This window comes from Actinomadura rubrobrunea NBRC 15275, assembly GCF_001552235.1.
GTDB classification, from domain to species: Bacteria; Actinomycetota; Actinomycetes; order Streptosporangiales; family Streptosporangiaceae; genus Spirillospora; species Spirillospora viridilutea.
Genome location: NZ_BCQU01000106.1, coordinates 1 through 22919 on the forward strand (window position 1 = coordinate 1; position 22919 = coordinate 22919).

At 73.5% G+C, this 22919-nt stretch carries 21 protein-coding genes; 9 read left to right on the top strand and 12 right to left on the bottom strand.

Annotated features, from left to right (window positions below; genetic code table 11):
- Positions 1 to 46: 46 nt before the first annotated feature.
- Positions 47 to 655, bottom strand: coding sequence for a DUF1707 SHOCT-like domain-containing protein (locus AR3_RS24970; RefSeq protein WP_083951930.1), 609 nt, complete (start codon positions 653 to 655; stop codon positions 47 to 49).
- A gap of 138 nt (positions 656 to 793) precedes the next feature.
- Here AR3_RS24970 and AR3_RS24975 point away from each other — a divergent pair, with 138 nt between their 5' ends.
- From AR3_RS24975 to AR3_RS24985, 3 genes are all read left to right on the top strand, one after another.
- Entirely contained in the window at positions 794 to 1753 is a 960-nt protein-coding gene (locus tag AR3_RS24975; protein WP_083951932.1) for an ABC transporter ATP-binding protein, read from the top strand.
- A complete protein-coding gene (locus tag AR3_RS24980) occupies positions 1750 to 2577 on the top strand; it encodes an ABC transporter permease (protein WP_067917429.1) in 828 nt (275 codons plus the stop codon). The genes AR3_RS24975 and AR3_RS24980 overlap by 4 nt, the downstream gene beginning before the upstream one ends.
- 123 nt (positions 2578 to 2700) lie before the next feature.
- Positions 2701 to 3927, top strand: coding sequence for an MFS transporter (locus AR3_RS24985; protein WP_067917431.1), 1227 nt, complete (start codon positions 2701 to 2703; stop codon positions 3925 to 3927).
- A 76-nt stretch (positions 3928 to 4003) separates the two neighbouring features.
- Here AR3_RS24985 and AR3_RS24990 read toward each other — a convergent pair whose 3' ends face one another.
- On the bottom strand, positions 4004 to 4234 hold the full coding sequence (locus tag AR3_RS24990; protein ID WP_067917433.1) for a hypothetical protein: 231 nt from the start codon (positions 4232 to 4234) through the stop codon (positions 4004 to 4006).
- Positions 4235 to 4266: 32 nt separating this feature from the next.
- Entirely contained in the window at positions 4267 to 5757 is a 1491-nt protein-coding gene (gene pdxR / locus AR3_RS24995; RefSeq protein ID WP_067917434.1) for a MocR-like pyridoxine biosynthesis transcription factor PdxR, read from the bottom strand.
- 166 nt (positions 5758 to 5923) lie between these two features.
- On the opposite strand from pdxR, the gene AR3_RS25000 reads away from it, so the two are divergent.
- The 3 genes from AR3_RS25000 to AR3_RS25010 all read left to right on the top strand — a co-directional run bounded on the left by AR3_RS25000 (position 5924) and on the right by AR3_RS25010 (position 10484).
- Complete coding sequence (locus AR3_RS25000) at positions 5924 to 7564, top strand: fumarate hydratase (protein ID WP_067917435.1); 1641 nt, start codon at positions 5924 to 5926, stop codon at positions 7562 to 7564.
- A 70-nt stretch (positions 7565 to 7634) separates the two neighbouring features.
- Entirely contained in the window at positions 7635 to 8924 is a 1290-nt protein-coding gene (locus AR3_RS25005) for a serine/threonine-protein kinase (protein WP_067917437.1), read from the top strand.
- A gap of 147 nt (positions 8925 to 9071) precedes the next feature.
- On the top strand, positions 9072 to 10484 hold the full coding sequence (locus tag AR3_RS25010) for a class II fumarate hydratase (protein ID WP_067917439.1): 1413 nt from the start codon (positions 9072 to 9074) through the stop codon (positions 10482 to 10484).
- Positions 10485 to 10517: 33 nt separating this feature from the next.
- On the opposite strand, the gene AR3_RS31555 is transcribed toward AR3_RS25010, so the two are convergent.
- The 7 genes from AR3_RS31555 to AR3_RS25045 all read right to left on the bottom strand — a co-directional run bounded on the left by AR3_RS31555 (position 10518) and on the right by AR3_RS25045 (position 19761).
- A complete protein-coding gene (locus tag AR3_RS31555; RefSeq protein ID WP_174545483.1) occupies positions 10518 to 11489 on the bottom strand; it encodes an aggregation-promoting factor C-terminal-like domain-containing protein in 972 nt (323 codons plus the stop codon).
- A gap of 481 nt (positions 11490 to 11970) precedes the next feature.
- Positions 11971 to 13329 (bottom strand): RNA 5'-3' helicase PhoH2, encoded by a 1359-nt coding sequence (locus AR3_RS25020; RefSeq protein ID WP_067917443.1) that lies wholly within the window; start codon positions 13327 to 13329, stop codon positions 11971 to 11973.
- Between the two features lie 149 nt (positions 13330 to 13478).
- Positions 13479 to 14351: an isoprenyl transferase gene (locus AR3_RS25025; protein WP_083951940.1), complete on the bottom strand. Its 873-nt coding sequence runs from the start codon at positions 14349 to 14351 to the stop codon at positions 13479 to 13481.
- Positions 14352 to 14609: 258 nt separating this feature from the next.
- A complete protein-coding gene (locus AR3_RS25030) occupies positions 14610 to 15131 on the bottom strand; it encodes an ATP-binding transcription factor AbmR (protein WP_067917445.1) in 522 nt (173 codons plus the stop codon).
- A gap of 232 nt (positions 15132 to 15363) precedes the next feature.
- A complete protein-coding gene (locus AR3_RS25035; RefSeq protein ID WP_067917447.1) occupies positions 15364 to 16542 on the bottom strand; it encodes a C40 family peptidase in 1179 nt (392 codons plus the stop codon).
- A gap of 246 nt (positions 16543 to 16788) precedes the next feature.
- Positions 16789 to 18774, bottom strand: a complete 1986-nt coding sequence (locus AR3_RS25040; protein ID WP_067917449.1) for a thioredoxin domain-containing protein — start codon at positions 18772 to 18774, stop codon at positions 16789 to 16791.
- Between the two features lie 30 nt (positions 18775 to 18804).
- Entirely contained in the window at positions 18805 to 19761 is a 957-nt protein-coding gene (locus AR3_RS25045) for a ribonuclease Z (RefSeq protein ID WP_067917451.1), read from the bottom strand.
- Between the two features lie 83 nt (positions 19762 to 19844).
- On the opposite strand from AR3_RS25045, the gene AR3_RS25050 reads away from it, so the two are divergent.
- Entirely contained in the window at positions 19845 to 20321 is a 477-nt protein-coding gene (locus AR3_RS25050) for a pyridoxamine 5'-phosphate oxidase family protein (RefSeq protein WP_067917453.1), read from the top strand.
- Between the two features lie 54 nt (positions 20322 to 20375).
- Here AR3_RS25050 and AR3_RS25055 read toward each other — a convergent pair whose 3' ends face one another.
- Together AR3_RS25055 and mca are read right to left on the bottom strand one after the other, a co-directional pair.
- Positions 20376 to 20636: a hypothetical protein gene (locus AR3_RS25055; RefSeq protein ID WP_227022952.1), complete on the bottom strand. Its 261-nt coding sequence runs from the start codon at positions 20634 to 20636 to the stop codon at positions 20376 to 20378.
- Positions 20633 to 21487, bottom strand: a complete 855-nt coding sequence (gene mca / locus AR3_RS25060; RefSeq protein ID WP_067917465.1) for a mycothiol conjugate amidase Mca — start codon at positions 21485 to 21487, stop codon at positions 20633 to 20635. Before mca ends, AR3_RS25055 begins: the two co-directional genes overlap by 4 nt.
- 217 nt (positions 21488 to 21704) lie before the next feature.
- On the opposite strand from mca, the gene AR3_RS25065 reads away from it, so the two are divergent.
- Together AR3_RS25065 and greA are read left to right on the top strand one after the other, a co-directional pair.
- Positions 21705 to 22097 carry a DUF4307 domain-containing protein gene (locus tag AR3_RS25065; protein ID WP_067917455.1) on the top strand — a complete coding sequence of 131 codons (393 nt, stop codon included), beginning with the start codon at positions 21705 to 21707 and terminating at the stop codon, positions 22095 to 22097.
- Positions 22098 to 22278: 181 nt separating this feature from the next.
- A complete protein-coding gene (gene greA, locus AR3_RS25070; RefSeq protein ID WP_067917457.1) occupies positions 22279 to 22779 on the top strand; it encodes a transcription elongation factor GreA in 501 nt (166 codons plus the stop codon).
- Positions 22780 to 22919: the final 140 nt, after the last annotated feature.

Genomic DNA, 22919 nt, shown 5'->3' on the forward strand with positions numbered 1-22919 from the left:
CCCGGCGCCCGCGCGGCCGGCCGTCCGGCGGCGCCCGCGGCGCACTTCAGCGGCGGCGGCCGAGGCGGCCGCGGACGCGTTCGCGCAGTGAGCGCTTGGGCGCGCGGGCCCGCACCGAACCGAAGATCATCGTGCCGCCGATCTCGACCGTGGGGCCCTCGCCGTAGGGGCGGGTGCGCACGTCGCGGGTGCTGAGGACGGTGCGACCGGTGACGTCCACGCGGACGCCGTCGGGCACCAGCAGGCGGATGCGCCCGCCGAGCACCAGCGCGTCCAGCACGACGTGCCGCCGCTGCAGCACGGCCTCGCGCAGGTCGAGCTCGACGGTGCCGAACAGCGCCAGCAGCGGCAGCCGGACCGGCACCACCCACCGGCCCTCCCGGCGCACCCGGCCGAACATGACCGTGACCGGACGGTCGTCGACCAGGATCGGCTGGCTCTCCCGGGGGACGAGGTCGGCGGTGAGACCGGTCAGTTCGCCGAGGGTGCGGGCGGCGTAGGCGCGTTCGGTGCGTTCGGCGTGCTCCTCGACGGTGAGCCGTCCGTCGGCGAGCGCCTCCCGCAGCACGGCCGCCACGCGTTCCCGGTCGGCGTCGGAGGCGCGAAGGTCGCGCACGCTCGGCGCTTCCGGGGGGCGTCGGCCGGAGATCTCCACGTTTTAGAGGGTAGCGGCCGCCTCCGCCGCTCCGGCCGCGCCGCGGACACCGCGCCGCCGGGGCACGGACGGGGAAAGGGGCGTCCACGGCGGGAAAAACCTCTGGGGTTCGTCCGGCCCGCCACCTACAGTGGCCGCATGATCGGCGAGCGTGATGCGCGGAGCTCCGTCCGGGAGCCGGCGGGCGAGGGCGCGGCCGCCGTCAGCCTGCGCGGCGTCGTCAAACGCTTCGGCGACTTCACCGCGGTGGACGGCCTCGACCTGGAGGTGGCGCCGGGCACCTGCCTGGGGCTGCTCGGCCCGAACGGCGCCGGCAAGTCCACGACGATGAAGCTGCTGACCGCGCAGGCGATCGCCGACGAGGGGACGATCCGCGTGCTCGGGCTGCCGGTGCCCGCCGAGTCCAAGCGGGTGCGGGCGGCGATGGGCGTCGTGCCGCAGCAGGACAACCTTGACGAGGAGCTGACCGTCCGGGAGAACCTGGAAGTGTTCGCGCACCTGTACCGGGTGCCGCGGCGCGAGCGGCGGCGGGCGGTGGAGGACGCCCTGGCCCTGGCGCATCTGACCGGCCGCGCGCACACCAAGGTCGACGACCTGTCGGGCGGCATGCGCCGGCGGCTGCTGATCGCGCGCGGGCTGGTGCACCGGCCCGCGCTGGTGCTGCTGGACGAGCCGACGGTCGGCCTGGACCCGCAGGTCCGCGCCGAGCTGTGGGGGCTGATCGACGGGCTGCGCTCGCGCGGCACGACGGTGCTGATGTCCACCCACTACATCGAGGAGGCCGAGCGGCTCGCCGACGACTGCGCGCTGATGTCGCGCGGCCGGGTGGTGGCCCGCGGCGCGCCCGCCGCGCTGATCGCCGAGCACGCCGGGCGGCGGGTCGTCGAGCACTCCGGCCCGCCGGAGCGGCTGGCGGAGGTCGAGCGGCTGGCGCACGCCGCGGGGCTGCCGACCCGGCGCACCGGCCCGTCGGTGTCGGTGCTGAAGGCCGAGTCGATGCCGCCGTCGCTGGCCGACGAGCTGGGGCCGGACGGCGCCTACCGCGCCGCGACCCTGGAGGACGTGTTCGTGGTGCTCACCGGGGAGAAGGTGGAATGACCGCGTCCCACGGGACGGCGGGCGGCGCGGCGGACCGGCCGGCGCCGCCGCGGCCGCTGCGCGCGTTCGAGCTGGCGCCCATCCGCGGCATCTGGCGGCACGAGCTGGCGCTGTTCCGCCGCTACTGGAGGTCGCAGACGTTCGCGGCGACCGTCGAGCCGACGTTCTACCTGCTGGCGTTCGGCTACGGGTTCGGGTCGCTGGTCGCGGTCGTGTCCGGGATGCGCTACCTGGACTTCATGGCGACCGGCGTGGTCGGCATCGCGGCCCTGTTCACCGCCGTGTTCCCCGGCATGTTCAACGGCTACATCCGCAGGGTGTTCCAGCACACCTACGACGCGATCCTGGCGACGCCGGTGGACGTGCACGAGCTGGTCACCGGCGAGGCGCTGTGGATCGCGGCCAAGTCGTCGGTGTACTCGTGCACGCCGCTGCTGGTGGCGCTGTTCTTCGGCCTGGACCCGTCGCTCGGCATGCTGCTGGTGCCGTTCGTGGTCTTCTGGCTGGCGCTGGGGTTCGCGCTGTTCGGGATGTGGACGTCCACGGTGGTGCCGTCCATCAACTCGTTCGACTACGTCATCACGGGCGTGGTGACGCCGCTGTTCCTGGTGGCGGGCACGTTCTTCCCGGTGGACGCGCTGCCGGAGTGGGCGCGGTACGTGGCGCTGGCCAACCCGCTGTACCACTGCGTGCAGCTGGTGCGGCACGCGGTGTTCGGGCTGCGTCCGCTTGCCGACCTGGGGCATCTGGCGCTCCTGGTGGTGTTCTCCGCGCTGATGTGGCTGCTGACCGTCCGCGGCATGCGCCGCCGCCTGATCGACTGATTCCCGCAGCCTTCCCCCGAAGCGGCCGTTTCGCTGGCGCCGCGCTGCCGGTACCCTGGCGCACTGCCACCCTGACGCGAATTTTTCTCACCTTCGGCCCGGTGGCAGGAAGGCGGGCGCCGCATGACCGCGCAGATCACCGGACGGGACCGGCGGGCACGGCTGGCCGCCTCCACCGCGTTCGCCGTGCAGGGACTGTGCTTCGCGACGCTGGTGACGCAGGTGCCGCGCGTGCAGGACGCCCACGGCCTCAGCGACGCCGCGCTGTCGCTGGTGCTGCTGATGGTGCCGGTGATCGCCGGGCTGGGCAGCGTCCTGGCGGGGGCGGTGTTCGCGCGCGCCGGCAGCGGGCCGGTGCTGCGCGTCACGCAGCCGGCCGTGTGCCTCACGGTGGTGCTGATCGGGGCGACCGGCGGCGACGCGGCGCTCTACGCGGCGGCGGCGCTGTTCGGGCTGTTCGTCGGGGCGGTGGACGCGGCGATGAACGCCCAGGCCGTCGCGGTCGAGCGCCGCTACGGCATGAGCCTGATCACCGGCTGCTACGCGGTGTGGAGCGTCGCCGGCATCCTGGGCGGCCTGTGGGCGTCGCTGTCGAACCGGATCGACCTGCCGCTGCCGGCCTGCTTCGCGGCGGCCGCCGCGGTCGGCCTGGCGGGGACGCTCGGCACCGGGCGCCTGCTGTACACGCGGCACGAGGAGGGCGACGGACCGAGCGCCGAGGAGCTGAAGGCGGCCGGGCGGCGCGTCCCGTGGCGGCCGATCCTCGTCGTGGGCACCGCGATGGCCGTGGCCTATCTCGCCGACGCGGCCCTGTCCAACTACGGCGCCAAGTACCTGGCCGACGAGCTGTCCGGCGACGGCTGGGTGGCCCCGCTGGGCTATGTGGCCTACCAGATCGCGATGGTGGTCAGCCGCACCGCCGCCGACTTCGGCGTGCGGCGCTCGGGCCCGGTGCGCGTGGTGCGCGCCGGCGGCGCGGTCGGCCTGGTCGGCATGGCGGGCGTGGTCGCCGCGCCGAACGCGGCCGTCGCCATCGCCGCGTTCGCGGCGGCCGGGCTGGGCCTCAGCGTGATCGCCCCGGTGGCGTTCTCGGCCGCGGCGAAGGTGGACCCGACGGGGCTCGGCGTGGCCGTGGCGCGCGTGAACGTCTTCAACTACGTGGGGTTCGTCGCCGGCGCGGCCGTGGTGGGGGCGATCGCGCCCGTCCACCCGGACCACGGGCTGCGGCTGGCGTTCATCGTGCCGACGGCGCTGGTGCTGCTGGTGTTCGCCACGGCCAAGGGCTTCGACCCCGTGGCGGACGCGACCGCGCGGCCGGGCGCTCCGGCGATGGAGCGCCCGGCCGTCTGAGCACGCGACCCGACGCTCACGGCCGGGCCTCCCGAAACGGGACGCCCGGCGGTCGGGCGAGTCGGCCGGACGCCGATCAGGCGTCTTCGAGGGCGATGACGGCGCGTTCCCCGGCGGCCTGCGCCTCCTCGGGGGTCATGTCCTGCAGAGCGCGGGCCAGGGCCGCCTCGGCGGCGTCCACGGCCGCCCGGGCGGTGACCGCGTGCTCCTGAGCCCTTTCGAGGTCTCCCAGCCCGACGCAGTCGAACGCCACCTGCGCGTCGTGCGCGGCCATCTTCAGCTGCCGCGCGGCCTCGTCCAGACTCATCACAGACCTCCCTTGGGGGCGGGAGTCTCTTCCTACCCTCCGGCACCCTCCGTAACCGCCTTACCCAGCAGTTCGGCCGCGCGCGCGAGGCGCGCCTCCGGCAGCCGGGCGTAGCCGAGCACCAGCGCGGGCGCCTGCCCGGCGCGGGCGGCCGACCACAGGGGCGCGGCCCCGGCCACCGCCACTCCCGCGCGGGCGGCGGCCTCGACGACGGCCTCCTCGTCGCATCCCCGGGGCAGTTCCAGGTACAGGTGGATCCCGGCGGAGATTCCCCGCACAGTCGCATCGGGCACGTGGACGCGCAGCGCATCTACTAGGGCGTCGCGGCGGGCGCGGTACTGCCGCCGCATGACACGCAGGTGCCGGTCGTATGCGCCTTCGGAGATGAAGCGCGCCAGCGTGTACTGCTCCACCACCGGGTGCCCGAGGTCGGTGCGGGCGCGGTAGGCGCGCAGCCGTTCGGCCATGTGCGGCGGCGCCACGACCCATCCCAGCCGCATGGCCGGTGCCAGGGACTTGCTCACCGACCCGAACAGGACGACGCGTTCGGGCGCGATGCCCTGCATGCACCCGACGGGGTCGCGGTCGTAGCGGAACTCCGCGTCGTAGTCGTCCTCCAGGATGACGGCGTCCGACTTGCGCGCCCACGCGACGAGAGCGGCGCGGCGTTGCGGAGCCAGCACCACGCCCGTCGGGTATTGGTGCGCGGGCGTCACCAGCACCGCGCGCGCCCGGGTGCGCGCGAGCGCGTCGACGTCCAGGCCGTCGCGGTCCACGGGGACGCGCACCACCCGGATGCCCGCGGCCTCCAGCATGGGCAGCTGCCGCACGCTCGCGGGGTCCTCGACGGCGAGCACGCGGTGCCCGTCCTCGACGAGCAGCCGCACGGCGGCCGCGATCCCCTGGGCGACGCCGTTCATCACCACCACCTGCTCCGGGCCTGCGTGCGCGGCGCGGACGCGGCCGAGGTATCCGGCCAGCTCGGCGCGCAGCGCGGGCACCCCCGCCGGGTCGGCGTAGTCGAGCTCGTCGTTCGGCAGGTCGCGCAGCACCGCGCGCATCGTCGCCAGCCACCGCGTCCGGGGGAAGGCGCCCAGGTCCGGAACGTTGGGCCGCAGGTCGTAGGCGAACGCGCCGTCGGATCGCCGCGCGTCGGCGGCGGGCGTCTCCCGGGCCGGCGGCGGCTCCTGGACGGGCGCCTTGCGCACGGTCGCCTTCGGCGCCGCTGACGCGACGTGCCGAGACCGCGGGCCGCGCCGCGGGGAGTCGTCGGGGTGGGCCAGGGGCGCGACCCGGGTTCCGTCGCCGCGCCGCGCGAGCAGGAAGCCCTCGGCGACGAGCTGTTCGTAGGCGGCGACCACGACGCCGCGGGACACGTCGAGGTCGCGGGACAGGTCGCGGCTCGAAGGCAGCCGCGTCCCGGGGGCCAGCCGTCCCGAGCGGATCGCCGCGCGGAAGCCGGCGGCGATCTGTGTGGCGAGCCGCCCGGCGGACCGGTCGAGGGGAAGATGCAGATCCGTCACATCAGGTTCAGCGTTCGGGACGCCGATTCCCGTCACGCGTGGACCAGCGGCCCGTCCCCCTGCGCCGTGCCGCGACGCGGCGGTCGTACGCTGTAGGGCGGCCCACCCACGTCGCGGGCGCGCCCTGCCGGGTGCGCCCGCGAGCATGAGCGCGCGAGGTTCATCGATGCCCGAGTTCTCCTACACGGACCTGCTGCCGACCGGCCCGGACGACACCGAGTACCGGCTGCTGACCTCCGACGGCGTGTCGACGTTCGAGGCGGGCGGGCGGAGGTTCCTGCAGGTCGAGCCGGAGGTGCTGCGGCTGCTCACCGAGACGGCCATGCGCGACATCGCGCACCTGCTGCGGCCCTCCCACCTGGCGCAGCTCCGCAAGATCCTGGACGACCCGGAGGCCAGCCCCAACGACCGGTTCGTGGCGCTGGACCTGCTGAAGAACGCGGGGATCGCCTCCGGCGGCGTGCTGCCCATGTGCCAGGACACCGGCACCGCCATCGTCATGGGCAAGCGCGGCCAGCACGTGCTCACCGACGGCCGCGACGAGGAGCACATCTCCCGCGGCGTGTTCGACGCCTACACCCGGCTGAACCTGCGCTACTCCCAGATGGCGCCGCTCACCATGTGGGAGGAGAAGAACACCGGCACCAACCTGCCCGCGCAGATCGAGCTGTACGCCACGTCCGGCGGCGAGTACAAGTTCCTCTTCATGGCCAAGGGCGGCGGCAGCGCCAACAAGTCGTTCCTGTACCAGGAGACCAAGGCCGTCCTGAACCTCAAGCGGATGATGGCCTTCCTGGAGGAGAAGATCCGCTCGCTGGGCACCGCGGCCTGCCCCCCGTACCACCTGGCGATCGTGGTCGGCGGGACGTCCGCCGAGTACGCGCTCAAGACCGCCAAGTACGCGTCCGCGCGCTACCTGGACGCCCTGCCCACCGAGGGGTCGCCGCTCGGCCACGGCTTCCGCGACCTGGAGCTGGAGGAGCAGGTGCTCGAGCTGACCCGCGAACTCGGCATCGGCGCGCAGTTCGGCGGCAAGTACTTCTGCCACGACGTGCGCGTGGTGCGGCTGCCCCGGCACGGCGCGTCCTGCCCGGTGGCGATCGCGGTGTCGTGCAGCGCCGACCGGCAGGCCCTCGCCAAGATCACCGAGGAGGGCGTGTTCCTGGAGCGGCTGGAGACCGACCCGGCCCGCTTCCTGCCGGACACCACCGACGACGAGCTCGGCGGCGAGGTCGTGCGCATCGACCTCAACCGGCCCATGGACGAGATCCGCGCCGAGCTGAGCCGCTACCCGGTCAAGACCCGGCTGTCGCTGACCGGGCCGCTGGTGGTGGCGCGCGACATCGCGCACGCCAAGATCAAGGAGCGGCTGGACGCGGGCGAGCCGATGCCGTCGTACCTGCGCGACCACGCCGTCTACTACGCCGGCCCCGCCAAGACGCCCGACGGGTACGCCTCCGGCTCCTTCGGCCCCACGACCGCCGGGCGCATGGACTCCTACGTCGAGCAGTTCCAGGCGGCGGGCGGCTCGCTGGTCATGCTCGCCAAGGGCAACCGGTCGCAGCAGGTCACCGACGCGTGCAAGAAGTACGGCGGCTTCTACCTGGGCTCCATCGGCGGCCCGGCCGCGCGCCTGGCGCAGGACTGCATCAAGAAGGTGGAGGTCCTGGAGTACCCCGAGCTGGGCATGGAGGCGGTCTGGAAGATCGAGGTGGTCGACTTCCCGGCGTTCATCGTGGTGGACGACAAGGGCAACGACTTCTTCGCCGACACCACCGGTCCTCTCCTGACCATCGGACGGCGCTAGGCGCGACGTGCCAATTCCGGCAAGGGCCAGTCACCCACCTAGAGCTGGTCACTCCGGTATCTTGTGCGCCATGTCTCAGTCAGAGCGCCTCGTTCTCGCGACGCGCTACCGGCTGGTCTCGGAGATAGGCCAAGGCGCCAACGGCACGGTCTGGAAGGGGCACGACGACCTTCTCGACCGGGCCGTGGCGGTCAAGGAACTGCGGGTGCCCGACGACCTGTCCGAGGAGGACCGGGTCGTCTTCTACCGGCGCACCCTGCGGGAGGCGCGGGCTCCGGCCCAGCTGCGCACCCCCTCGATCGTCGAGGTCTACGACGTCGTGATCGAGCAGGGGCGGCCGTGGATCGTGATGGAACTGGTCGAGGCGCCCAGCCTGGAGCAGATCATCCGGCAGTCCGGCCCGCTCCCGCCCGAGCGGGTCGCGCCCATCGGCCGCCAACTGCTGGAGGCGCTCGAGGTCGCGCACCGCGCGGGGATCGTCCACCGCGACCTCAAACCCAGCAACGTGCTGCTGGACGGCGACCGCGTGGTGCTCACCGACTTCGGGCTGTGCCACTCCGACGGCGCGGCGAGCCTGACCAAGTCGGGTCACTTCATGGGGTCGCCCGCGTACGTGGCGCCGGAGGTCGCCGCCGGCGAGAAGGCCACCCCGCGCTCGGACCTGTGGTCGCTGGGCGCCACGCTGTTCGCCGCGCTCGAGGGCCGCCCGCCGTTCGAACGCGACAACGTGATGGCGACCCTGAGCGCGCTGGCCAACGAGCCCGCGCCGATCCCGCGCAACGCCGGGCCGCTCACCCCCGTGGTGACCGGGCTGCTCGAGAAGAACCCCACCCGGCGCCTCAGCCACGCCCGCGCGAAAGACCGGCTGGAACGGGCCATGACCGGGCCGCGCTCGAGCCGCCGCCGCCCGCCGCCCCCGCGGCTGCGCATGGTGGCGGCGCTCGCGCTGGCCGGGGCGACGGTGGCGTCCTGCGGCATCGGCGCCACCGCGCTGATCATCGGCATGTCCCGGGAGGGCTCGGAACCGCCGCGCGCCGGGTCGTCCGCGACCGCCACGCAGTCCCCCGCCGCCGAGGACGACGGCGCGGCCCCGCCCGGCGCCGCCTCGGCCACGCTGGTCGTGCGCGCCCGCACCGACCGGTGCAAGATCTTCGTGTCGGTGCCCGGCCCCACCACCGACGTGCTCACCGACGAGACGCTGCCGCGCGGCGCCGCCCGCCAGTACGACCAGCCCCGCCTCAACGCCGTGATCCACGACGCGTCCGCGTGCGACGTGTGGGTCAACGGGGAGCGCAAGCCGCTCGGCCGTCCGGGCGAACGGCGGACCTACACCCTCACCAAGGAGACCCCGAGGAGCTGATCGGCCCCGGGGCCGCCCCGCGCACGCGCCGGACGTCCCCGGGAATCCGACCGACCTCCCCGGCATGTCCCGGACGTCTCCGGGAATGTGCGAGGCCGTCTCGGAAGCTGCTCACAGCAGAACCGACGTCAGACCCGAGAGGCCGTCATGAGCGAGCACGCACAGTTCCGGATCGAGCACGACTCCATGGGCGAGGTGCGCGTCCCCGCCGACGCCAAGTGGCGGGCGCAGACGCAGCGGGCGGTGGAGAACTTCCCGATCTCGGGGCGGACGCTGGAGCCCGCGCACATCGCGGCGCTCGGACACATCAAGGCCGCCGCCGCCACCGTCAACGCCGAACTCGGCGTCCTGGACAAGGACATGGCGGAGGCGATCCGCGAGGCGGCCCTGGAGGTCGCGGACGGCCGCTGGAACGACCAGTTCCCCGTCGACGTGTTCCAGACCGGGTCCGGCACGTCGTCCAACATGAACGCCAACGAGGTCATCGCGACGCTGGCGCAGGAGCGGCTGGGCCGCCCCGTGCATCCCAACGACCACGTCAACGCCTCCCAGTCGTCCAACGACGTGTTCCCGTCGTCCATCCACATCGCCGCCGCCGGCGCCGTGATCGGCGACCTGATCCCGGCGCTGCGGCATCTGGAGGGGGCGCTGGGGCGCAAGGCCGCCGAGTTCGCCACGGTGGTCAAGGCGGGCCGCACCCATCTGATGGACGCCACGCCGGTCACGCTCGGCCAGGAGTTCGGCGGGTACGCCGCGCAGGTCCGCTACGGGGTGGAGCGGCTGGAGGCGGTGCTGCCGCGGCTGGCCGAGCTGCCGCTGGGCGGCACCGCCGTCGGCACCGGCGTCAACACGCCTCCTGGCTTCGCGCCGCGCGTCATCGCCGAGATCGCCCGGAGCACGGGGCTGCCGCTGACCGAGGCGCGCGACCACTTCGAGGCCCAGGGCGCCCGGGACGCCCTGGTGGAGACCAGCGGAGCGCTGCGCACCGTCGCGGTCGGCCTCACCAAGATCGTCAACGATCTGCGCTGGATGGGCTCGGGGCCGCGGGCGGGGCTGGCCGAGATCCGGCTGCCCGACCTGCAGCCCGGCTCGTCGATCATGCCGGGCAAGGTCAACCCGGTGATCCCCGAGGCGGTCGCCCAGGTGGCCGCCCAGGTCATCGGGAACGACGCGGCCATCGCGTTCGGCGGCGCGTCGGGCAGCTTCGAGCTCAACGTCATGCTGCCGATGCTGGCCCGCAACCTGCTGGAGTCGATCGCCCTGCTGGCCAACGCGGCGCGGCTGCTGGCGGACCGCTGCGTGGCGGGCATCGAGGCGAACGCGGAACGGCTGCGCGAGTACGCCGAGTCCTCCCCGTCGATCGTCACGCCGCTCAACCGGTACATCGGCTACGAGGAGGCCGCAAAGGTCGCCAAGCAGGCCCTGGCCGAGCGCAAGACCATCCGCGAGGTGGTGCTGGAACGCGGGTACGTCGACGAGGGCAGGCTCACCCTGGAGCAGCTCGACGCCGCCCTCGACGTGCTGTCGATGACCAACGCCGAGCCGCCCCGGGACGCCTGACCAGAACGTCCCGGGGCGGTCGATCGACGGTCGTCAGTACCAGCCCTTGGTCTGCGAGTGCTGCCACGCACCGCACGGCGTGCCGTGCCGGCTCTTGATGTAGCCGAGACCCCAGCGGATCTGCGTCTTGGGGTTGGTGCGCCAGTCGGCGCCCTCGCTGGCCATCTTGGAGCCGGGCAGCGCCTGCGGGATGCCGTAGGCGCCCGAGGAGGGGTTGGTGGCGCGGTAGTTCCAGCCGCTCTCCTTGTCCCACAGCTTCACCAGGCAGCCGAACTGGGTGTCGGGGTCGAACCCGTACTTCGGCATGATCGCCTTGGCGTACGCCTGGGCCTCGCCCACGGGCATCGGGTTGCCCGCCGTCGGCGCCCCGCCGTCGTCGTCCGACTCCTCCGGCTTCTCGGTCGGCAGCGGGGTGCCCTTCGGCATCAGGACGGGCCGCCGGGCGGTCTCCTTGCGCGCGTAGCGGGAGGCGCGCTCCACCGCCTGCTTGTGCCGCGCGGCGGCGAGGGCCTCCACGTCCACTGTCGGCTGCTTGGGGGCGTCGGCCAGCGGGGACGGCTGCACCACGGCCTTGTCGTCGTCGCCGCCGCTCGCCACGAGCGCCGCGGCCGCACCGCCGCCGACCACGACCAGCGCGCCGGCCGCCACCGCGGCCACCTTCAGCCCGGTGCGTCCGCCGTTCTGCCCGCCGTTCCGCCCGCCGCCCTCGCCGGCGGCGCCGGCCGCCGCCTGGGCCGCGGGCGCCTTGTTCCGGCGCCCGGCCTTGGCGGGCTTGCGGGCCTTGGCGGGCTTGCGGGCCTTGGCGGGCTTGCGGCGCGGTGCCGGCACCTCGGGCGTCCCGGGGCCGACCTCGATCTCGTCGCGGACGGCCTCGGGCGCTCCGTGCGCGTCCGGGGCGCCGTACGGGTCGTGCGGAAGCTCGTCCATGGGGACGGCCTGCATCGTGGCGGTGTCACCGCCGGATCCGCCGAATCCGTCGGCGGGACGGGCGGCCGCCCCCGCCACGCGCACGTCGGTCTCGTGGGGGTACTGCCGCGAAGGCCGGTAGGGAGCCGTCTGGAAGGGCGACTGCGGCTCCGGCTGTGGGGACTGTCGATCGTCTCGCCTAGGGGACCCGGGGCGGTCTCCGTACAAGGCGGTCCTTCCGACGGTCGCACGCGCATGGTCACGCGCACGAGCTGCTTCCACCCCCGGCCCACTCGGGGGGTGCTTACGGGGAGAACAATGCCGGAGGGAAAGGGAGGCTTCGCAACAAGAATGAGACGAATGCTGCTTCTGTGGCGTTTGTCAACCCGCCGGTAACACGCGCCGAACCCCGACGAGACCTGCGATTCCACTAAAGATCGCTATATCTTGTGACGTTATTCACATGACACGCAACGGTGTCCGGCGGTCACGCTGCGCGCCCGCAATGGTCCGGAAGAACGACGCGCCCCGGCGGTCCGCACAGGACCGACGGGGCGCGCGTCCGGCTTCGACGCGACCGTCAGACTCCGATGTCGCCCAGCAGGTCGGTCACCAGCTCGGCGATCGGCGACCGTTCCGAGCGCGTCAACGTGACGTGCGCGAACAGGGGGTGCCCCTTGAGCCGCTCCACCACGGCCGCGACCCCGTCGTGCCGTCCGACCCGCAGGTTGTCGCGCTGGGCGATGTCATGGGTGAGCACCACCCGCGACCCCGAGCCGATGCGCGACAGCACGGTCAGCAGCACCCCGCGCTCCAGCGACTGCGCCTCGTCCACGATCACGAACGAGTCGTGCAGGGACCGGCCGCGGATGTGGGTCAGCGGCAGCACCTCCAGCATGCCGCGGTCGAGGACCTCCTCGATGACCTCGGGCGTGGTCACCGCGGACAGGGTGTCGTAGACGGCCTGCGCCCAGGGCGACATCTTCTCGTTCTCGGTGCCGGGCAGGTAGCCCAGCTCCTGGCCGCCGACGGCGTACAGCGGGCGGAACACCACGACCTTGCGGTGGCGCCGGCGCTCCAGCACGGCCTCCAGGCCCGCGCACAGCGCCAACGCGGACTTGCCGGTGCCGGCCCGGCCGCCCAGCGACACGATGCCCACGTCCTCGTCCATGAGCAGGTCCAGCGCCACCCGCTGCTCCGCGGAGCGGCCGCGCAGCCCGAACACCTCGCGGTCGCCGCGCACCAGCCGGACCGACTTGTCGGGCCGGACCCGCGCCAGCGCCGAGCCGCGCTCCGACAGCAGCCGCAGGCCGGTGTGGCAGGGCAGGTCGCGCGCCTCCTCCAGGTCGGCCGTGCCGTGCTCGTACAGCTCCTCGATCCGGTCGGCGGGCACCTCCAGCTCGCGCATCCCGGTCCAGCCGGACTCCACCACCGCCAGTTCGGCCCGGTACTCCTCGGCCGCCAGGCCGACCGCCGACGCCTTGACCCGCATCGGCAGGTCCTTGGACACCAGGACCACGTCGCGGCCCTCGCGGGCCAGCCAGGCGGCCACCGACAGGATGCGGGTGTCGTTGTCGCCCAGCCGGAACCCGTCCGGCAGCACGCTGGAGTCGGAGTGGTTGAGCTCGACTCGGACCGTTCCACCCATCTCCCCGACCGGCACCGGGTCGTCCAGCCGCCCGTGCGCCATCCGCAGGTCGTCCAGGGCGCGCAGGGCCTGCCGGGCGAAGTAGCCCAGTTCGGGGTGGTGGCGCTTGGCCTCGAGCTCGGAGATGACGACGACGGGGAGCACCACCTCATGCTCGGCGAACCGGGAGATCGCCCCCGGGTCGGCGAGCAGGACGCTGGTGTCGAGGACGTACGTGCGCCGAACCGGACCGTCGGTCGCGGGCCCGGAGGAGCCCCCGGCAAGGGGCCGACGCGAGGAGGTTGTGGCCACTCGATCTCCCTGTGCAGAGGGGAATTGCCGGTGGCGCCGCAGTCCGCCCCCGTCGCGTCCGGGACGCGGCCGTCTCCCGGACGAGCCTGGTCGCCGGGACGCCCGGGGCGGCGATCGACGGGAACGGCGGGTGTCCCCGCGGGTGATCCTCAGGAACCGAAGCGCCGGTGCCGCGCGGCGTAGGAGCGCAGCGCCCGCAGGAAGTCGACCTTGCGGAAGTCCGGCCAGTGGACCTCGCAGAAATAGAACTCCGAGTGAGCGCTCTGCCACAGCAGGAAACCCGACAGCCGCTGCTCGCCCGAGGTGCGGATGACCAGGTCCGGGTCGGGTTGGCCGCGCGTGTAGAGATGCTCCGCGATGTGCTCGACGTCGAGGACCTCGGCGAGCTCCTCGATGCTGGTGCCTTTGCCCGCCTGCTCAAGCAGCAGTGAGCGCACCGCATCAGCGATCTCACGCCTACCTCCATACCCAACGGCGACGTTCACAATCAGGCCGGGAGCGCCGGATGTGGCCTCATAGGCGTCTTTGAGGACACGTGCCGTCTTGTCGGGCAGGAGGTCGAGCGCGCCGACCGGCTTGACGTGCCAGCCGGCGGCGGCGAGCTTCTGCACGGTGTTCTCGATGATCTCCAGCAGCGGGTCGAGCTCGGCGGCGGGCCGCGACAGGTTGTCGGTGGACAGCAGCCACAGCGTGACCACCTCCACCCCGGCCTCGGTGCACCAGTGCAGCAGGTCGGTGATCTTGTCGGCTCCCGCGCGGTGGCCGGTGCTGACGTCGGTCAGGCCCATGGAGCGGGCCCAGCGGCGGTTGCCGTCCAGGATCACCCCCACGTGGCGGGGGATGTTGTCGGTGGGGAGCGACGCCTCGAGGCGGCGCTCGTACATGCGGTAGACCGCGTCGCGGACCGCCGCGTACGGCCCGCTGCGGCGGACGGCCGCGATCACGCGCGCGCGGCGGCCGCCCCTGTCGCGCCGCGAGCCGCCGTCCGCGCCGCGACGCGTGTCACCCCACCGAACCCCCATGTGGGCTTCCCTTCGCGCAACCGTCTGCTGTGAGAACGAGGCTCAATTATTGCTCGTGAGCAGGGGCCGTCCTACCAGCTCGGACGTTTGCCACCGCATGCGCGTTTTAAGCATATTTCGCGGCAAACGCCGCAAACCCCCATCGCCGGGCGGCGCGAAGGGCGTCGTCGCGGCCGAGGCGGGCGCGTCCGGACGGCGATCGCGTCCGGACGGCGATGCCTCCGGACGGGGACGCGCCCGCCGGACCGCGGGGGGCGGCTACGCCTTGGGGCCCGCGGCGCGCGCCCGTTCGACGTGCTCCAGCGCGGCGCGCAGCTCGGCGAGCCACTTGTCGGTGTGCTTGCCGACCAGCCGGACGCACCAGGCGAGCGCGTCGCTGCGGCTGCGCGCCACGCCGGCCTCGACGAGGGTGTCCAGGACGCGCCGCTCGGGCTGGCGCAGCCGCGTCATCACCGGCACCGACAGCGTGGTGAACATCTCGCGGACGTCCCCGCACACCACGCCCCACGACACCTTCTGCCCGAAGCGGTGCTCGGCCTCGCGGGCGATGGCGATGCGCCGCTCCCGGGTCTCCTCGCGGAAGCGCTGGACGTGACCGGCCAGCACGGCGGCGCGCTCGGTCTCGGAGACGCCGCGGGCGGCCGGGGGCTCGGGCAGGCGGCCGACCACGCTGATCTCCTCCCGGTCGAGGACGATCTCGACCGGCCCCTCGAACCAGTCCTCCGGCAGGCGGCCGGTGAACCAGCCGCGCACCTTCTCCACCGCCTCGCTCGAAGTCATGTAATCAAAATTACGCCGCATGCCCCGCCTCGGCCACCCCCTCCGCCGCTCGGCGGCGGCCGTCTCCCGAGAGCCGCCCTCACGTCATCCGGACGTCATGGGGACTTCTTTCAGACAGGGCCGCGACCGTCGTGCGCGTTCAGTGGAGGCCCCCGGGTGTCGGCGCCGCGCCGGGCGCGTCGGCGTCGTCCCGCGGCAGGAGCGCCCTGGGCTTGCGGCCGCGCGGCGGCGGTCAGTACGCGATCTGCGCGGCGCGCCGCGGGTTGACGCGCACCGCGCCCCTGAAGTTGCGGAAGTAGACGTCCTGCACCTGCACCACGGTGCCGCGGCGCGGGGCGGCGATCATCTTGCCGCCGCCGATGTAGAGCGCGATGTGCGAGATGTAGCCGGGCGCGGTCGGGTCGTTGGCCCAGATCAGCAGGTCGCCCGGCCGGGCCTTCTCGAAGGGGATCACCCAGCCGGCGCGGGCCTGGTCGGCGGCCACGCGCGGCAGGCGGATCCCGGCCTGGGCGAAGGCGTACTGCATCAGGCCGGAGCAGTCGTAGCCGCCCTCGGCCTCCGACTCGCCGCCCCAGACGTACGGCCAGCCCAGCCGCGACCGCGCCGCCTCGATCACCGTCCGCACCTGCCGGGCGGTCATCACCTGGCCGCCCGCGGACGGCGCCCCGGCGCTCGGGTAGTCGACGGCGGGGTCGATCACCACCGCCTTGGCCCGCTTGGGCAGCACCCCGGCGCGCAGGCGCTTGACCAGCTTGGCGGGGTCGACCTTGGGCGCGGAGATCAGCACGGCGTTGCCGGAGGGCGCGCCCAGCGCGCGGGCCGTGTCGCGGGAGACGACGGCGTCGACGTCGGCGATGCCCATCGTGGCGTACGCGCCGACCCGCACCTGGCTCTGCCGCTGCCTGCCGCCGATCGGGACCCGGCTGCCGAGCTGCAGCCCGCCGTCGCTGCCCATGGCGAACGACACCGCCACGTCGCCCGCGGCGATGTTGCGCCACAGCGCGTCGGACTCGGCGGTCGGCTTGGGCGTGTAGTTGCGGAACGTGGACGGGTCGACGCCCAGCAGCCCCACCCGCTTGCCCGCGACCACGGCCTGGACGGCGTCGACGACCTCGACGCCCCGCACGCCCTTCATCCCGCGGATCTTCTCGACGACGTCGGCGGGCAGCGTGTCGGGCGCGGCCACCAGCACGTGCGGGGTGAGCCGCTTGCCGAGCGGCGCCACCGCGGTCGGCGAGAGCGCGACGCTGCCGGACGCGGCGACGAACCGGCCGGCGACGCGCGTCTGCGGGCGCGCCCCGGGGGACGACGAGGAGCCGTGGGCCAGCAGGACCGCGACGTCGACGGCGAGCGTGGTCGCCGCCGTCACGCCGATGATCATCGGTAGCATCCGGCGGCTCGGCTCGCGCACCCGACCACTCCCTCGTCCGTCTCCCGGCCGGCCCCCAGAACGCGGCCATGGCGGCTATGACCGATCTTGGCGGCCGGCGTCCAGATACCCACCGTAACCAGCGTCACTCGGGCCGGTCGGCCCGGAGAACGTCAGGTCCGCCTCAGTTACTCATAGGTAACACTCGCCCGTCGACGCGAGCAATCTCACATTGCCATAAAAAGCGATCTTCATCCGCGGAAGTCGGGTCCGTGTCCACAACCGGACCTAGGAATGCAGCTCCCGGGTGAGGTCGGCGGGCGTGGTCACGGGCAGGCGGCACGCGAAATTGCGGCACACGTAAGCGGCGGGGGCGCCGTCCACCGGTCCGCGGCCCTCCAGCAGCGGCACCCGCTCCGAGGCCCCCGGCTCCCCCACGCTCACCACGGCGCCGGGGGCGGACGACATCAGCGCGGTGCGGTGCAGGGCGAGGGTCCGCTCGTCGTCCCGCTCCCCCACGATCGCGATCTCCACCGGGCCCGCGAGGTACGCCTCGGCCACCGCCAGCCCCCACCCGGCGAACCGGGCGTGCCGGGCCGCCAGCAGGGCGGCCGGCGCCAGCGCCGCCGCGGCCGCCTCCCGGTGCCGGGACGACCCGGTCAGCGCCGCGTACGACAGCAGCGCCCCCGCGGCGGCGAACTGGCCCGAGGGGGTGGCGTTGTCGGTGGGGTCCTGCGGCCGCCGGAACAGCCGCTCGGCGTCGTCGGCGGTGTCGTAGAAGCCGCCGCCGCCGTCCCCGAACCGCTCCAGCACCGTGTCCAGCAGCCGACCGGCCAGCCGCACGTGCGCGGCGTCGCCGGTGACGGCGTGCAGCGCCAGCAGCCCCTCGGCCACGTCGGCGTAGTCCTCCAGCACGGCCGCGTTGGCCCCGGCCGCGCCCGCCCGCGAGGTGCGGGCCAGGCGGCCGTCGCGCAGGTGCACCCGCTCGATCAGCCGGACGATCTCCGTCGCCGCCGCCACCAGGTCGGGGCGGTCGAACAGGGCGCCGCACTCGGCCAGCGCCGCCACCGCCAGCCCGTTCCAGGCCGCCACGATCTTGTCGTCGCGGGCCGGGGGGACCCGCCGCCCGCGCGCCCGCAGCAGCGCGTCGCGGACGCGGCGGTGGCGCTCGGCGTCGTCGGGGTCGCGGCGCAGCTGCAGCACCGAGGCGCCGCGTTCGAACGTGCCGCCCTCGGTGACGTGGAAGATCTCGGCCGCGTACGCGCCGTCCTCGTCCCCGAGCGCCTCCCGCAGCTGCGCGGGCGTCCACACGTAGTACTTGCCCTCCACGCCCTCGCTGTCGGCGTCCAGCGCCGACGCCAGGCCGCCCTCGGCGGTGCGCAGGTCGCGCAGCATCCAGTCGCAGGTCTCCAGGGCGATCCGGCGGGCGAACGGGGCGCCGGTCAGCCGCCACCAGTGCGCGTAGACGCGCGCCAGCAGCGCGTTGTCGTACAGCATCTTCTCGAAGTGCGGCACCACCCACGAGTCGTCCACCGAGTAACGGGCGAAACCGCCGCCGAGCTGGTCGTAGATGCCGCCCCGGGCCATCGCCTCCAGCGTGTGCCCGGCCATGGCCAGCGCCTGCTCGTCCCCCGTGCGGGCGTGGTGGCGCAGCAGGAACTCCAGCACCATCGACGGCGGGAACTTGGGCGCGCCGCCGAACCCGCCGCGCGCCGCGTCGTACGACGCGGCCAGCGCGCGCACCGCGCCGGCGAGCTGCTCGTCGCCGGGCGGCTCGGCCCGCGCCCCCAGCGGGCCCCGCGACGTCAGGGCGTCGACGACCTGCCGCCCCTGCCCGACGACCTCGTCGCGCTTCTCCGTCCACGCCTTGTGGACGGCCTGCAGCAGCGCCTGGAACTGCGGCCGGGGGAAGTAGGTGCCGCAGTAGAACGGATGCCCGTCCGGCGTCATGAACACCGTCATCGGCCAGCCGCCCTGGCCGGTCATGGCCTGCGTCGCCTCCATGTAGACGGCGTCGATGTCGGGGCGTTCCTCCCGGTCGACCTTGATGTTGACGAACATGTCGTTCATCAGCCGGGCGGTCGCCTCGTCCTCGAACGACTCGTGCGCCATGACGTGGCACCAGTGGCAGGCGGCATAGCCGACCGAGAGCAGGATCGGCACGTCGCGGCGCCTGGCCTCCGCGAACGCCTCCTCGCCCCACTCCCGCCAGTCCACGGGGTTGTCGGCGTGCTGCAGCAGGTACGGGCTCGTCGCGTCCTTGAGGCGGTTCATGTCACCGATCCTGCCCGATCCCCCGCGGCCTCACCCTCCCTGCCGGCGCCGCGCCGCGGCCCGCCGGCGGCGGGGCAGGGGGACCCGGTCCAGGTCGTGGGCGATGACGATGTCGCCGGCGAAGCCCGCGGCGGCGGCCTGCTCGGCGAAGCGCGGCTCGTCCTCGGCGCGGTAGCGCTCGGAGAAGTGGGTGAGCACCAGGCGCCGCACGCCGCCGGCGGCGGCGACGCGCCCGGCCTGCCCGGCGGTGAGGTGGCCGTACTCGGCCGCCAGCGCGGCGTCCTCGTCCAGGAACGTCGCCTCGATGACGAGCACGTCCACGCCGTCGGCCAGGTCGTAGGCGGCCTGGCACAGCCGGGTGTCCATGACGAACGCGACCTTCTGGCCGGGGCGCCGCACGCTGCACTCCTCCAGCGCGACCGTCCGGCCGTCGGGCGCGGTGACCCGCCCCTCCTCCTGCAGCCGCCGGACGAGCGGGCCGCGCACGCCCCGGGCGGCCAGCTCCGCGGGCAGCATGGTGACGCCGTCGGGCTCCTCCAGGCGGTAGCCGTAGGCCTCCACGGGGTGCGACAGGCGCCGCGCGGTGAGCGTGAACGGGGCGGTGGCGACCACCGCCTGGTCGCCGGAGATCGGCACCTCCTCGATGACGGCGGTGTCGACGAACGCCGTGGCGTGGCGCAGCCGCTCCCAGTACACGGCGCCGCTCGCGGGGAAGACCGCGCGCACCGAATGCGGGACGCCGTCGCGGGCGATGCGCTGGACGACCCCCGGCACGCCCAGGCAGTGGTCGCCGTGGAAGTGGGTGAGGCAGATCCACGTGACGTCGTGGGCCGAGACGCCCGCGAGCGTCATCTGCCGCTGCGTGCCCTCCCCCGGGTCGAACAGCAGCCCGTGCCCGTCCCACCGCAACAGGTAGCCGTTGTGGTTGCGGAACCGGGTGGGCACCGCGCTGGCGGAGCCGAGGACGAGGAGATCACGTGCGGACATGACCCCATCATCGTCCGCGCCCGGGGGTGGTAAGCGAGCGTTTATTCTGGCGGCGTCGTCGGTGTCGGACCCGGGGAGGGCCGGTGGGCGGGAACAAGCGCGAGCAGATCAAGATGACGCCGGAGGAGGTCGCCGACTTCCTGGCCGCCTCGTTCAAGGTGCAGGTCGCCACGATCGGCCCCAAGGGCGAGCCGCACCTGGTGACGATGTTCTACGCCCTGCTCGACGGCAAGATCGCCTTCACCACGTACCGCAAGTCCCAGAAGGTGCAGAACCTGCGCCGCAACCCCACCATGACCTGCCTGGTCGAGGACGGCGTCGAGTACGGCGAGCTGCGCGGCGCCGTGCTGTACGGCACGGGCCGCATCGTCGAGGACCCGGACGTGCGCCTGCGGGTCGGCGCGGCGGTCGGGGCGCGCATGGCCGGGCTGCCCGTCCCGGAGCCGGGGCGGCCCCTCGACGCCGAGTTCGCCGCGGGCCTGGAGCGGTCGCTGGCCAAGCGGGTCGTCGTCGTCATGGAGCCGGACCGGGTGGTCAGCTGGGACCACCGCAAGGCCTGACGACGGCCGCCCAGGCCGGTCGCCCAGGCCAGTCGCCCAGGCCAGTCGCCCAGGTCAGTCGCCGCGGGCGCCGTTCGCGGTCTTCTCCTCCTCGTCCTTCTGGGCGCGCTCCTGCTCCTGCTTTTCGAGCTCGGCCGCGCGCAGCGCCTGGACCTTGCGCAGCCGCTTGTTCATCGACCGGAGCAGCAGGAACGTCGCCGCGCCCAGGGCGAGGAAGAAGCCGAACCCCAGGAAGCCCGGGGTGACCGTGTCGTCGTTGAGCGGAATGGCAAGCGAGATGGCCGTGTCGAGCGGAACGGCCGACGGAGTTATCACGACAGACACCTCTCCCGTATGCCGGCGAACAAGTCGTCCTCCGGCAGTTCGGTGTCCACCAGGGACCTGGCCAAATGGTAGTCCTCCGTCGGCCATGCCTCGCGCTGCAGGTCCAGCGGGCAGGCGAACCAGGACCCGTTGGGGTCGATCTGGGTGGCGTGCGCCAGCAGCGCCTTGTCGCGCGTCTCGAAGTAGTCGGCGCACGGCACGCGGGTCGTCACCTCCCACAGCTGCGGCCGCTCGTCGAAGCGGGCGATCCAGTCGCCGTACGGCGACTCCAGCCCGGCCTTCTCCATGGCCTCGTGCAGCGTGAGGATGCGCTCCCGGTTGAAGGTCATGTGGTAGTAGAGCTTGAGCGGCTGCCACGGCTCCCCCGTCCCGGGGTACCGGTCCGGGTCGCCGGCGGCCTCGAACGCCTCCACCGAGATCTCGTGCGTCTTGACGTGGTCGGGGTGGGGGTAGCCGCCCTTCTCGTCGTAGGTCAGCATCACGTGCGGCCGGAACTCGCGCACGGCGCGCACCAGCGGCTCGGCCGCCTTCTCCAGCGGTTCCAGCGCGAAGCAGCCCTCGGGCAGCGGGGGCGGCGGGTCCCCCTCGGGGAACCCGGAGTCGACGAATCCCAGCCAGCGCTGCTGGACGCCGAGGATCTCGCGGGCCCGCGCCATCTCCTCCTGCCGCACCCGGGCGATGTTCGCCCGGATCTCCGGACGCTCCATCGCCGGGTTGAGGATGTCGCCGCGCTCGCCGCCGGTGCACGTCACCACCAGCACGTCCACGCCCTCGGCGACGTACCGGGCCATCGTGGCGGCCCCCTTGCTCGACTCGTCGTCGGGGTGGGCGTGCACGGCCATCAGCCGCAGCCGCCCGCCGTCCGGGCCGGCGGGCCCGTCCGATCGTGAGCCGGCCTGCGCGCCGGCCGGCGCGGTACCGTCGATGAGCTCGGACACCTGGGGTTCTTCCTCTCAGCACGGCGTGTACGGGCGTTTCGCGGGCCCCGGTACGGAGCACGCGCCGCCACAGAAGAGAATTGTCCCTGACAACGTCCACGGATCGCACGGAGATTCCCGCATGGCCCTTAGCGCGCCTTCCGCCTCCTCCGCCCCCGAGCGGCCGCGCCGCGGCGGGCGGCTGGGCTATGCCGTCATCGGTGTGCTGGCCGCGGTGATGGCGGTCGGCTGGGCAGTGATCGTGGCCAACGTGGGCCAGACGCCGGGAATAGCGGCGCAGACCGTCGCGTGGTCGGTCGTGGACGATTCGTCCGTTCGCATCAGGTACCAGGTGGCCAAGCCGAAGGACGCGGAGGTCCGCTGCGTGGTGGACGCCTTCGACACCGACTTCGCCGTCGTGGCGTACAAGGAGATCACGGTTCCGCGGGGGACGTCCGGGATCACCCGGAACGACGTTCTGCGGACGTCCCGGCGCGCCACCGGCGCCCGGATCAAGGACTGCCGCAAGATCTGAACCGCGGTCCGCGGACCGCGACATGTGACCTTGGCGATTGGCAGATTACCTACGGCGCCCTGAGGGAACCTTTACCCGCACACATCGCATAGGCTAGAGGTTTCACCTGGCCGCATTACATGTTGATGTGGCGCTCTCCCTCGGGCGAGCGAGAATCGCAACGTGTGGATGAGGAGTACCCGTGACCGAGACCCGCGCTGACAACGTCACCTGGCTCACCCAGGAGGCGTACGACCGGCTCAAGGCCGAGCTGGACCACCTGTCGGGCCCCGGCCGCATCGAGATCGCGCAGAAGATCGAGGCGGCGCGGGAGGAGGGCGACCTGCGCGAGAACGGCGGCTACCACGCGGCCAAGGAGGAGCAGGGAAAGATCGAGGCGCGGATCCTCCAGCTCCAGAGCATCCTGGAGAACGCCCGCGTGGGCGAGGCCCCGCGCACCGAGGGCGTGGTCGGTCCCGGCATGACCGTCACCGTGGCGTTCGAGGGCGACGACGAGGAGGTCACCTTCCTGCTGGCCTCCCGTGAGGAGAGCGGCGCCCCCATCGACGTGTACTCGCCCAAGTCGCCGCTCGGCGCGGCCATCATCGGCAAGAAGGTCGGCGAGAAGGCCACCTACACGCTGCCCAACGGCCGCAGCATGACCGTCGAGATCATCGACGCGACCCCCTACCAGGGCTCCTGACCGTCCGGACGGGACGGGCGGGCCCGGCGGCCCCCGCTCACGTCCGCCGCCGCCCGTGACGGCCCCTTCAGGGGCCGCTCCCTGGATCTTCCGACCGGAACCGGTCGACGAGCGCGACGGCCCGCCGCCCGCCGAGGGGC

What these genes read in the sequence shown, in the direction of transcription:
- AR3_RS24975 (WP_083951932.1), top strand. Translation starts at nt 794, where the DNA reads ATGATCGGCGAGCGTGATGCGCGGAGCTCCGTCCGGGAGCCGGCGGGC.
- AR3_RS24980 (WP_067917429.1), top strand. Translation starts at nt 1,750, where the DNA reads ATGACCGCGTCCCACGGGACGGCGGGCGGCGCGGCGGACCGGCCGGCG.
- AR3_RS24985 (WP_067917431.1), top strand. Translation starts at nt 2,701, where the DNA reads ATGACCGCGCAGATCACCGGACGGGACCGGCGGGCACGGCTGGCCGCC.
- AR3_RS24990 (WP_067917433.1), bottom strand. Translation starts at nt 4,234, where the DNA reads ATGAGTCTGGACGAGGCCGCGCGGCAGCTGAAGATGGCCGCGCACGAC.
- AR3_RS25000 (WP_067917435.1), top strand. Translation starts at nt 5,924, where the DNA reads ATGCCCGAGTTCTCCTACACGGACCTGCTGCCGACCGGCCCGGACGAC.
- AR3_RS25005 (WP_067917437.1), top strand. Translation starts at nt 7,635, where the DNA reads ATGTCTCAGTCAGAGCGCCTCGTTCTCGCGACGCGCTACCGGCTGGTC.
- AR3_RS25010 (WP_067917439.1), top strand. Translation starts at nt 9,072, where the DNA reads ATGAGCGAGCACGCACAGTTCCGGATCGAGCACGACTCCATGGGCGAG.
- AR3_RS25025 (WP_083951940.1), bottom strand. Translation starts at nt 14,351, where the DNA reads ATGGGGGTTCGGTGGGGTGACACGCGTCGCGGCGCGGACGGCGGCTCG.
- AR3_RS25030 (WP_067917445.1), bottom strand. Translation starts at nt 15,131, where the DNA reads ATGACTTCGAGCGAGGCGGTGGAGAAGGTGCGCGGCTGGTTCACCGGC.
- AR3_RS25040 (WP_067917449.1), bottom strand. Translation starts at nt 18,774, where the DNA reads ATGAACCGCCTCAAGGACGCGACGAGCCCGTACCTGCTGCAGCACGCC.
- AR3_RS25045 (WP_067917451.1), bottom strand. Translation starts at nt 19,761, where the DNA reads ATGTCCGCACGTGATCTCCTCGTCCTCGGCTCCGCCAGCGCGGTGCCC.
- mca (WP_067917465.1), bottom strand. Translation starts at nt 21,487, where the DNA reads ATGGCCGTGCACGCCCACCCCGACGACGAGTCGAGCAAGGGGGCCGCC.
- AR3_RS25065 (WP_067917455.1), top strand. Translation starts at nt 21,705, where the DNA reads ATGGCCCTTAGCGCGCCTTCCGCCTCCTCCGCCCCCGAGCGGCCGCGC.